Source organism: Aeromonas sp. R6-1 (assembly GCF_040908165.1).
In the GTDB taxonomy this organism is placed as follows: Bacteria; Pseudomonadota; Gammaproteobacteria; order Enterobacterales; family Aeromonadaceae; genus Aeromonas; species Aeromonas caviae.
The window spans coordinates 118,500-129,086 of the sequence record NZ_JBFODF010000036.1 but is presented as its reverse complement, the minus strand read 5'-3'; the positions used below and the strand labels follow the sequence as shown (position 1 = coordinate 129,086).

Annotated in this window: 10 protein-coding genes and 2 tRNA genes; all 12 read right to left on the bottom strand. The window is 58.3% G+C overall.

Annotated elements, in window-relative coordinates:
• Nucleotides 1-138 precede the first annotated feature (138 nt).
• The 12 genes from rpsO to folP all read right to left on the bottom strand — a co-directional run bounded on the left by rpsO (nt 139) and on the right by folP (nt 10,532).
• Nucleotides 139-408, bottom strand: coding sequence for a 30S ribosomal protein S15 (gene rpsO / locus AB5Y68_RS10650; protein WP_010675364.1), 270 nt, complete (start codon nt 406-408; stop codon nt 139-141).
• Between the two features lie 135 nt (nt 409-543).
• Nucleotides 544-1,494 (bottom strand): tRNA pseudouridine(55) synthase TruB, encoded by a 951-nt coding sequence (gene truB / locus AB5Y68_RS10645; RefSeq protein ID WP_010675365.1) that lies wholly within the window; start codon nt 1,492-1,494, stop codon nt 544-546.
• A gap of 1 nt (nt 1,495) precedes the next feature.
• Nucleotides 1,496-1,930, bottom strand: coding sequence for a 30S ribosome-binding factor RbfA (rbfA, locus tag AB5Y68_RS10640; RefSeq protein WP_010675366.1), 435 nt, complete (start codon nt 1,928-1,930; stop codon nt 1,496-1,498).
• A 55-nt stretch (nt 1,931-1,985) separates the two neighbouring features.
• The gene (gene infB, locus AB5Y68_RS10635) at nt 1,986-4,688 is read right to left on the bottom strand and encodes a translation initiation factor IF-2 (RefSeq protein WP_039040285.1); all 2,703 of its coding nucleotides are present in this window, start codon (nt 4,686-4,688) and stop codon (nt 1,986-1,988) included.
• Between the two features lie 20 nt (nt 4,689-4,708).
• Nucleotides 4,709-6,211 carry a transcription termination factor NusA gene (gene nusA / locus AB5Y68_RS10630; protein WP_039040286.1) on the bottom strand — a complete coding sequence of 501 codons (1,503 nt, stop codon included), beginning with the start codon at nt 6,209-6,211 and terminating at the stop codon, nt 4,709-4,711.
• A 14-nt stretch (nt 6,212-6,225) separates the two neighbouring features.
• Nucleotides 6,226-6,684, bottom strand: a complete 459-nt coding sequence (rimP, locus tag AB5Y68_RS10625; protein ID WP_039040287.1) for a ribosome maturation factor RimP — start codon at nt 6,682-6,684, stop codon at nt 6,226-6,228.
• Between the two features lie 166 nt (nt 6,685-6,850).
• Nucleotides 6,851-6,927 (bottom strand) — tRNA-Met (locus tag AB5Y68_RS10620).
• 91 nt (nt 6,928-7,018) lie between these two features.
• Nucleotides 7,019-7,103: transfer RNA gene (locus AB5Y68_RS10615), tRNA-Leu, on the bottom strand.
• A 7-nt stretch (nt 7,104-7,110) separates the two neighbouring features.
• Nucleotides 7,111-7,437, bottom strand: a complete 327-nt coding sequence (secG, locus tag AB5Y68_RS10610) for a preprotein translocase subunit SecG (protein WP_010633113.1) — start codon at nt 7,435-7,437, stop codon at nt 7,111-7,113.
• A complete protein-coding gene (gene tpiA, locus AB5Y68_RS10605; protein WP_368203598.1) occupies nt 7,438-8,202 on the bottom strand; it encodes a triose-phosphate isomerase in 765 nt (254 codons plus the stop codon). It lies immediately after the preceding gene.
• A gap of 131 nt (nt 8,203-8,333) precedes the next feature.
• Nucleotides 8,334-9,668: a phosphoglucosamine mutase gene (glmM, locus tag AB5Y68_RS10600; protein ID WP_368203596.1), complete on the bottom strand. Its 1,335-nt coding sequence runs from the start codon at nt 9,666-9,668 to the stop codon at nt 8,334-8,336.
• Nucleotides 9,669-9,686: 18 nt separating this feature from the next.
• Nucleotides 9,687-10,532 carry a dihydropteroate synthase gene (gene folP, locus AB5Y68_RS10595; RefSeq protein ID WP_323920324.1) on the bottom strand — a complete coding sequence of 282 codons (846 nt, stop codon included), beginning with the start codon at nt 10,530-10,532 and terminating at the stop codon, nt 9,687-9,689.
• Nucleotides 10,533-10,587 lie beyond the last annotated feature (55 nt).

The following is a 10,587-nucleotide window of genomic DNA, read 5'->3' as shown; positions in this document are numbered from 1 at the left end:
GGAAGGCTGGCGTATCCATGATGAAGGTCCTTGCGGTGATGACCTACTTCCAGATTAGCCTTCCAACACATAATTGGGACAGCGCCATAAAAAAGGGGAACCTCGCGGTTCCCCTTTTTTGCGAAATCTGATGGTCGATTAACGACGCAGACCCAGCTTGGCGATCAGAGCAGCGTAACGCTGAACGTCTTTACGCTTCAGGTAGTCCAGCAGCTTACGACGCTGGGAAACCATGCGCAGCAGACCGCGACGACCGTGGTGATCCTTGGCGTGCTCCTTGAAGTGACCTTGCAGATGGTTGATCTGGGCAGTCAGCAGGGCAACTTGCACTTCGGGGGAACCGGTGTCGTTGGCGCCACGAGCGTTGTCGGCAACGATTTGAGCTTTGATCTCAGCATTTAGAGACATGGTATTACTCCAGTAGAGTGTTTAAAGGTTCACAGCCAATCTCTAATTCAGCCGTGAAATGAGGGCGGTATCATAATCGTCCCCGCCCCTTTTCGCAACGGGAAAGACGCGTGACAGACCGATACCGCCTGAGGATCACTCCTCGTCGTGGTAGCGAACCAGACGCTTGGGCGCCACGCGCCCCTCGTCATCGATCTCGCCAACCCCGATGAATTCGCGCTCCGGGCCAACCGTCATGCGGACCTGGCCACTTTGGGGGCTACCTGCCACCTGCACGGCCTGACCCTGGTTCACATAGGCGGCCACGGCGACCAGCATGTTCACCTCGGGCAGAGAGGCCACGGCGGTGTCCATCGGCAGCAACAGGGGATCCAGCTGCTCCCGCGGCGGAATGCTTTCGGCCTTGGCCTGCTCGAAGATACACTCGAGCTGCTCCAGGGTCAGCATCCGCTCATAGGGGTAGCTCGCCACCTGGGTGCGACGCAGCTGGGTGACGTGAGCGCCACAGCCCAGCACTTCCCCCAGATCGTCCACCAGGGAACGGATATAGGTACCCTTGCTGCAATGCACTTCCAGCTTCACCTCGTCCCCCTCGAAGCCGAGCAGTTTGAGTTCGAAGATGGTGATGGGACGGGCTTCCCGCTCGATCTCGATCCCTTCACGGGCATATTCGTAGAGCGGGCGGCCGTTGTGCTTGAGGGCGGAGTACATGGACGGCACCTGCATGATGGGGCCGCGGAACTGGTCCAGCGCCTCGATCAGGGTACCCACGGCCACATTCACCGGGCGGGTGGAGACCACCTCGCCGTCGGAGTCGCTGGTATTGGTGCGCTCGCCCAGCTTGGCGGTCACCTCATAGCGCTTGTCCGCTTCCAGCAGATACTGGGAGAACTTGGTGGCCTCCCCGAGGCAGATCGGCAACATGCCGGTGGCCAGGGGGTCCAGGGCGCCGGTATGGCCAGCCTTGGCGGCGTTGTAGATCCGCTTGACCTTCTGCAACACATCGTTGGAAGTCAGGCCGGTCGGTTTGTCCAGCAGCAGGATGCCGTGTACGTCACGGCCTTTGAAACGACGTCTACGAGACATCTCAGGCGTTATCCTCAGTCGTGTCATCCGGTGCGGATTGCTCTTCGTCACGACCGGCTTCAGTCATGCGACGCTTGTCTTCACGCACAGTGTTGGTCACCAGGTTGGAGAGGCGCATCCCCTCGACCAGGGTCTGGTCGTAGTAGAAACGCAGCTCGGGCACCACCCGCAGACGCATGGCGCTGCCCAGCAGGCTGCGGATGTAACCGGCAGCCTCGGTCAGGCCCTTGAGCCCTTCCTTGATGCGCTCGGCGTCATTCTCCAGTTGCAAGAAGGTGACATAAACCTTGGCATAGTTGAGGTCCTTGGAGACCTCCACGTCGGAGACGGTCACCATGCCGATGCGCGGGTCTTTCACCTCGCGCTGCAGGATCAGCGCGATTTCACGCTGGATCTGCTGTCCGACCCGACGGGTCCGGCTGAATTCTCTGGCCATATTCTATCCTGCGATAAAAGGGGGCCGCGGCCCCCTATTTTGTCTAACGCTCGGCTTACAGAGTCCGTTGGATTTCAACGGTCTCGTACACCTCGATCTGGTCGCCTTCGCGCACGTCGTTGTAGTTCTTGACCGCGATACCACACTCGTAGCCGTTGCGAACTTCGTTGACGTCATCCTTGAAGCGGCGCAGGGATTCCAGCTCGCCTTCATAGATAACCACGTTGTCACGCAGAACGCGAATGCGGTTGGAACGCTTGACCACACCTTCGGTGACCATACAGCCGGCAACGGCGCCGAACTTCGGCGACTTGAAGACGCTACGCACTTCAGCCAGACCGATGATCTCCTGACGATACTCAGGAGCCAGCTTGCCGCTCATGGCCTGCTTCACTTCGTCGATCAGGTCATAGATGACGGAGTAGTAACGCAGATCCAGGCTCTCGGATTCGATGACCTTGCGCGCAGAAGCGTCGGCACGGACGTTGAAGCCCACCAGAATGGCGCTGGAAGCCGCGGCCAGGGTCGCGTCGGTTTCGGTGATGCCACCTACGCCGGAACCCACGATCTTCACCTTCACTTCGTCGGTGGAGAGTTTGACCAGCGCATCGCAGATCGCTTCCACAGAGCCTTGTACATCGGCCTTGATCACCACGTTCACTTCGGACACTTCGCCCTCGGTCATGTTGGCAAACATGTTTTCCAGCTTGGCCTTCTGCTGGCGAGCCAGCTTGACTTCGCGGAACTTGCCCTGACGGTAGAGCGCCACTTCACGGGCTTTCTTCTCGTCACGCACGACCGTGGCTTCGTCACCGGCAGAGGGAACACCGGACAGACCCAGAATTTCCACTGGCAGAGAGGGACCTGCTTCCTTGATCTCGCGACCCAGTTCGTCACGCATGGCGCGAACCCGGCCGTATTCGAGACCGCACAGCACGATGTCGCCCTGACGCAGAGTACCTTCCTGTACCAGCACGGTGGCAACCGGACCACGACCTTTATCCAGGAAGGATTCGATCACGACGCCGTTGGCCATGCCGTCAACCACGGCTTTCAGCTCCAGGACTTCGGCCTGGATCAGGATGGCTTCCAGCAGGTCGTCGATGCCTTCGCCAGACTTGGCGGAGACGTGCACGAACTGGCAATCGCCACCCCAGTCTTCGGACATGACGTTGTAACGGGCCAGCTCGGTCTTGACGCGATCCGGATCCGCTTCAGGCTTGTCGATCTTGTTCACCGCAACAACCAGCGGCACACCGGCCGCCTTGGCGTGCTGGATAGCTTCGATGGTTTGCGGCATCACGCCGTCGTCAGCTGCAACAACCAGCACCACGATGTCGGTCGCCTTGGCACCGCGAGCACGCATGGAGGTAAACGCCGCGTGACCCGGGGTATCCAGGAAGGTGATCATCCCGCTGTCGGTCTGTACGTGGTACGCACCGATGTGCTGGGTAATGCCACCGGCTTCGCCCGCGGCGACCTTGGCTTTACGGATATAGTCCAGCAGCGAGGTCTTGCCGTGGTCGACGTGACCCATGATGGTCACGACCGGCGCACGCGGCTTGGCTTCGGAGGTCTCGTCACGATCGCTAAGTACCGCCTCTTCCAGCTCGTTCTCACGGCGCAGCACTACCTTGTGACCCATCTCCTCGGCGACCAGCTGAGCGGTCTCCTGGTCGATCACCTGGTTGATGGTGGCCATGGCACCCATCTTCATCATCACCTTGATGACTTCAACGCCCTTGACGGCCATCTTGTTGGCGAGCTCCGCCACTGTGATGGTCTCGCCGATGACGACGTCACGGTTGACCACGGCAGCCGGCTTGTTGAAGCCGTGTTTCATGGCATTCGGCATGGCCATCTTGCCACGCTTGCCTTTGCGGGCACGGGGATCGCGGGAGTTGCGGTCATTGCGGTCGTCTTCGCGACGGCCGACTTTCTTCGGCGCCTTGGCAGCGGCAGCCGTGCGACGGCTGGTCTCTTCCTTACGATCCAACTCATCTTCGGCCGCTTGCGCGTGCTTGTTGGTGGTCAGATGGTAATCGCTGCTCTCTTTGGCGCGAGCCGCTTCTTCTTCAGCCCAGCGGGCCGCATTCTGTTCCGCCATGATGCGAGCCTCTTCGGCTTTCTTCGCGGCGAGTTCTTCAGCTTTTTGCAAAGCTGTCTGTTCCTGTTGGCGCTTCAGTTCTTCTGCTTCGCGCTTGGCCATCTTTTCTGCCTCTTGCTGAGCTGTGCTACCGGCTGCTTTGGCGGGCTGTTGAGCCTGTCGAGCCTTCTGTTGTGCCTCGATCCGCGCCTTTTCCTCAGCTTCACGACGAGCCTGCTCAGCCTCACGGCGAGCCTTCTCTTCAGCGTCGAGGCGGGCCTTCTCTTCGGCCTCGCGACGAGCTTTTTCTTCTGCTTCCAAACGCGCTGTTTCCTCGGCTTCCGCCTGGCGCTGTTCATCTTCCAGCGCCGAGCGTCTTACATAGGTGCGAGACTTGCGCACTTCTACCTGCACTTCCTTGTTCTTGCCACCAGACCCCTGAACACTCAGAGTGCTCTTGGTCTTGCGCTGCAAGGTCATGCGAGCAGGTGCGGTGACCTCGTCACCTCCATGCTGTTTCTTCAGATGTGCCAGCAGAGTCTGTTTCTCAGACTCGCTGACCATGTCGTCGGCCTTGCTCTTCACGATGCCGGCATCGACAAACTGCTGGAGAAGACGATCAACCGGCGTGTCGATGTCAGTGGCAAGTTGCTTAACTGATACTTCTGCCATTCATTTTCCTCCGTTTGACCTTATTCAGACTGCTCTTCTCCGAACCAACAGATATTGCGAGCAGCCATAATGAGCTCACCAGCCTTCTCGGCGGTCAACTCTTCGATGTCGGCAAGGTCATCGATACCTTGCTCTGCCAAATCTTCCAGGGTGCCGACACCGCGAGCGGCCAGGGCATAGGCCATTTCACGGCCAAGGCCGGAGAGATTGAGCAGTTCTTCGGAAGGCTCGACGCCTTCAAAGGATTCTTCTTTGGCCAGGGCCTTGGTGGTCAGGGCATCCTTGGCACGCTTGCGCAGCTCTTCGACCATGTCTTCATCCAGACCGTCGATGGCCAGCAGCTCGTTGACCGGGACGAAGGCGATCTCTTCCAGGGTGGAGAAGCCCTCTTCCATCAGCAGGCCGGCGAAATCGTCGTCGATATCGAGGGTGCTGGTGAACAGCGTCAGGATGCGGTCGTTCTCGGCCTGGTGCTTGGCACGCATGTCCTCGACGGTCATCACGTTCAGTTCCCAACCGGTCAGCTGGGAGGCCAGACGCACGTTCTGACCGTTGCGGCCGATGGCCTGGGCCAGGTTGGCGGCTTCCACGGCGATGTCCATGGTGTGGTTGTCTTCATCAACGATGATGGAAGCCACATCGGCTGGCGCCATGGCGTTGATCACGTATTGGGCCGGGTTGTCATCGTACAGCACGATGTCGGCACGCTCACCGCTCAGCTCGGCGGAGACGGCCTGAACGCGGGCACCACGCATGCCGATACAGGCACCGATCGGGTCGATACGACGATCGTTGGTCTTGACCGCGATCTTGGCGCGGGAACCCGGATCACGGGCGGCGCCCATGATTTCGATCATCTCTTCGCCGATTTCCGGCACTTCGATGCGGAACAGCTCTTTCAGGAAGTCCGGGCTGGAGCGGCTGACGAACAGCTGGGAACCACGGGCTTCCGGACGCACGGCGTAGAGCAGGCCACGGATACGATCGCCGGGACGGAAGGTCTCACGGGGCAGCATGTCGTCACGGAAGATCACGGCTTCGGCATTGCTGCCCAGATCCAGGATCACGTTGTCGCGGTTGCTCTTCTTGACCACGCCGCTGATGATGGTGCCTTCCTTGTCCTTGAACTGGTCAACGACCTGGGAACGCTCGGCCTCGCGCACTTTCTGCACGATGACCTGCTTGGCGGTCTGGGTGGTGATACGGTCGAAGGTCACAGAGTCAATCTGGTCTTCAACATAGTCGCCGATCTGGATATCCGGCTGCTCGATCTGAGCGGCTTCGAGAGTGATTTCCCCGTACGGGTTCTCCATGGAAGCCTGATCGGCCACCACGACCCAACGGCGATAGGTGTCGTAGTCACCGGTCTTGCGATCGATCTCGACACGCACTTCAATCTCGCCTTCGTATTTTTTCTTGGTCGCAGTCGCCAGCGCAGTCTCCAGAGCCTGGAAAATCTTCTCGCGGGGGACAGCCTTCTCGTTGGACACAGCGTCAACGACCAGCAAAATCTCTTTATTCATATCCGATAGCCTCGTTAACCAAAGTTCGGCACTATGTTCGCTTTTTGGATATTGGTGAAAGCCAACACCTCGTTCTTACCATCTACCGTCAGAGTGATCATGTCCCCCTGCACGGCTTTGATTACGCCTTTGAACTTGCGGCGGTTGTTTGTTGCCATCCGAAGCGTTACCGCCGCCTCCTGGCCAACGTATTTTTCGAACTGGGCGACCTTGAACAGTGGACGATCCAGACCCGGGGAAGACACCTCAAGGTAGTACTCCTCGGTGATGGGATCTTCGACATCCATGATGGCGCCGACCTGGCGGCTCACCTCGGCACAGTCTTCCACCGTCACGCCTTGCTCCGAGTCGATGAAAACGCGCAAGGTCGAGTGCTTACCCGCACGGATAAACTCGATACCCCACAGTTCAAAACCCAAGGCAACGACCGGAGCCTCGAGCAGATCGGTCAAACGTTGTTCCAACGTAGCCAAAGTCACCCTCCGAAAAACGAAAAAAGGGCATATAGCCCAGATAGAAATAGATTCAGAGTAAATTGCACATAACAAAAAGCCCCGATGTCAAATCGGGGCTTGGCGCTTTACCCTGATTGTCGCCTCGCAGCGACCGCCTTCCTGAGCGTAGGAAATGCGTGAAATTTGGTTGCGGGGGCCGGATTTGAACCGACGACCTTCGGGTTATGAGCCCGACGAGCTACCATGCTGCTCCACCCCGCGTCCGAAATCGTGCGAGATTATAGCCACTTCACTCTCGTGAGACAAGACTCAGCGGCTATAACATCCCGGTTACCCGGGTTCACTGCTTAATTGGTGCCGTGGGCGGGACTCGAACCCGCACACCCTAGAGCACTACCCCCTCAAGATAGCGTGTCTACCAATTCCACCACCACGGCAAAACTCTTATTCGGGAACGTCAGTATCTTTCTTCACTGGCGCTTTGCTCTGTTCAACTTGTTGAGTCTGTTGCAGATTTTCCCATTCACTACCCTGCTTGACCTTGTTGCTGGACATGGAACCCAGAACCAGACTAATCAAGAAAAACAGAGTAGCCAAAATCGCTGTTGTGCGGGTCAGGAAGCTGCCTGAACCACCGGAGCCGAACACTGTGTTCGATGCCCCTGCGCCGAAGGAGGCGCCCATATCAGCCCCTTTACCTTGCTGAATCATCACCAGACCAATCAGAGCCAGCGATACCAGCAGATAAACGACCAAAAGAATCTCGTACATTTAACTTGCACCCTTTGCCGCTTCAACTATTCCTAAAAACGCCTTGCCATCAAGACTTGCCCTGCCTATCAGACCGCCATCAATATCGGGCTGCGCAAACAAATCTTGTGCATTGGTCGGTGTCACGCTCCCACCATAGATGATTCTGACTTTTTCACCTATTACCGGAGTATCCTCCGCCAAGCGACTGCGAATAAAGGAATGAACCTCTTGTGCCTGCTCGGGTGTGGCGCATTTACCTGTACCTACAGCCCAGATTGGCTCGTAGGCGATGATAGCATTATCGAAAGCCATCGCGCCATTTTTCTCTATGACGATGTCCAGTTCCTCGGCAATCACCTCAAAGGTTCTTCTTGCCTGCCTCGCCGCGCCTGACTCACCCAGACAAAGTATGGGTATCAGACCTGCTGCTCGGACTGCCGCAAACTTCTCTGCGACGATAAAACTGGTCTCACCAAAGAGACGCCTGCGCTCGGAGTGGCCAACAAGTACATATCGGCAACCTGCCTCGACCAGCATCTCACACGAGATTTCACCCGTATAAGCGCCCTGTCTGTGCTGACTCACGTTCTGAGCCCCCAGCTTCACTCTTCCCTGCTCACCGAGCAGTTCGGCCGTGAAACCGAGATGCACATGGGATGGACACAAGACCACATCTACGTCTTCATCAATGCGCTCTGTGCATTGACTCGTAAACTGCTCTAACTGCGACCTACTACCGTGTAACTTCCAGTTGGCTGCTACAAACGGCTTGCGATGTCCCATCGGCAACTCCCTTGCGAAAGCGGGGCTGATAATATCCAGAGGATGCTCAGCTGACAAGTGCTATTTTCAAATTTTCGAATCGTTTGAACAAGATACAACCAAGGCGGCTAAAAAGCCGCCTTGGTTGTTCATTAAAACGCCGATTCGACCTGTTTGGCGATGCGCTCTGCCATATCGCGCACCTGCTGTTCGTGTTCACCTTCGACCATGACCCGGATCAGGGGCTCGGTGCCGGATTTGCGCAACAGCACCCGGCCACGGCCGGCCAGTTCCAGCTCCACTGCCGCCACTTCCTGCTGAACGGCACTGGAGGTCAGCGGATCCTTGCCTTCGGCGAAGCGCACATTGACCAGCACTTGCGGGAACTTGCTCATGCCCGAACGCAATTTGGCCAGCGGCATCTCGGCACTGCGCATGGCCGTCAGCACCTGCAGGGCGGCGACGATACCATCCCCCGTGGTGGTCTGATCCAGGCAGATGATGTGACCGGAGTTTTCGCCCCCGATGCGCCAGCCCTTCTCGTTCATCATCTCAAGCACGTAGCGGTCACCCACCTTGGCACGGGCAAAGGGGATACCCAGGGTCTGAAGCGCCAGCTCCAGCCCCATGTTGGCCATCAGGGTGCCCACCACACCGCCCTTGAGGCGGCCATGGCGCAAGGCATCCCGGGCGATGATGTAAAGGATCTCATCCCCGTCGATGATGTAACCTGTGCTGTCCACCATCACCAGACGGTCGCCGTCACCGTCGAAGGCGACGCCGAGATCGGCCTTGCATTCTTGGACCTTGGCGGCCAGCGCCTCCGGTGCGGTGGAACCGACGCCGTCATTGATGTTGAGCCCATCCGGGCTGCAGCCAATGGCGATGACTTCGGCACCCAGCTCGCGGAAGACGGAAGGGGCGATGTGATAGGTGGCGCCATGACCGCAATCCACCACCATTTTCAGCCCTTCCAGGCTCAGATTGGAGGGGAAGGTGCTCTTGCAGAATTCGATATAACGACCGGCCGCATCATCGATGCGCAGCGCCTTGCCAAGCTCCGCGGACTCTACACACTTGAGTTCGTTGTCGAGCTCGGCTTCGATGGCCAGCTCGACATCATCGGGCAGCTTGGTGCCGTCGGCGGAGAAGAACTTGATGCCGTTGTCGTAATAGGGGTTGTGGGATGCACTGATGACGATACCGGCTTCGGCACGGAAGGTGCGAGTCAGGTAGGCAACCGCCGGGGTGGGCATGGGTCCCATCAATATGGCTTTGAGACCGGCGGCGGAGAGCCCCGCCTCCAGTGCCGACTCCAGCATGTAACCGGAGATACGGGTATCCTTGCCGATCAGCACCTTCTTGGTCCCTTTCTTGGAGAGCACCTTGCCGGCGGCCCAGCCCAGTTTCATGACGAAATCCGGGGTGATCGGGTATTCACCCACCTTGCCGCGCACGCCGTCGGTGCCGAAGTACTTTCTGGTCATTGTCTGTTTCTCGTTTTTCTATTTGGATATGAAATCTTGTCCCGTCATGGTCATCCAGCCTGTACGCAAGACATCCATGGTGGCCCGCACGTCGTGCACCCGGATGATCCTGGCGCCATGTTGCAACCCGATCAGGGCACAGGCCAGACTACCAGCCAACCGCTCGGCTACCGGGCGGTCAAGCAGGTTGCCTATCATAGACTTTCGTGACATGCCCACCAAGAGCGGAAGTTGGTAATCGAGCAGTGACGCCTGCTGGGCCAGCAGCTGATAGTTGTGCACCAGCGTCTTGCCAAAGCCATAGCCTGGATCCAGTACCAGATGCTCACGCGGGATACCGGCCCCCAGACAAGCGGCAATCCGCTCGTCAAAGAAGGCTCTCACCTCCCCTACCAGATCGTCATAGTGCGGCTCCACCTGCATGGTGCGGGGCTGCCCCTGCATGTGCATGAGGCATACCGGTACGCCAGCCTCGGCGGCTGCGCCCAGCGCTCCCGGCTCTTGCAAGGCGCGGACATCATTGATGAGGTGACCGCCTGCTGCACAACCCTCCCGCATGACAATCGCCTTGGAGGTATCGAGGGAGATCATCACATCCAGCTCGGCGACCATGCGCTCCACCACGGGGATGACCCTGTCCAGCTCTTCTTGTTCGCTGACGTCGGGGGCACCGGGGCGGGTCGACTCGCCACCTATATCGATAAGGGTGGCCCCATCGGCCACCATGTCGCGGGCATGACCCAACGCCAGATCGATCTGCTTGAAGCGGCCACCATCTGAAAAGGAGTCCGGCGTCACATTGAGAATCCCCATGACATGGGGACGGTCGAGAGAAAGGGTACGTCCCTTGCTGATTAACTGCATTGCTTCAACTACCTCCAACAAGAGCGGCAAACTCTTCGTGCAAAGAAAAACCCCG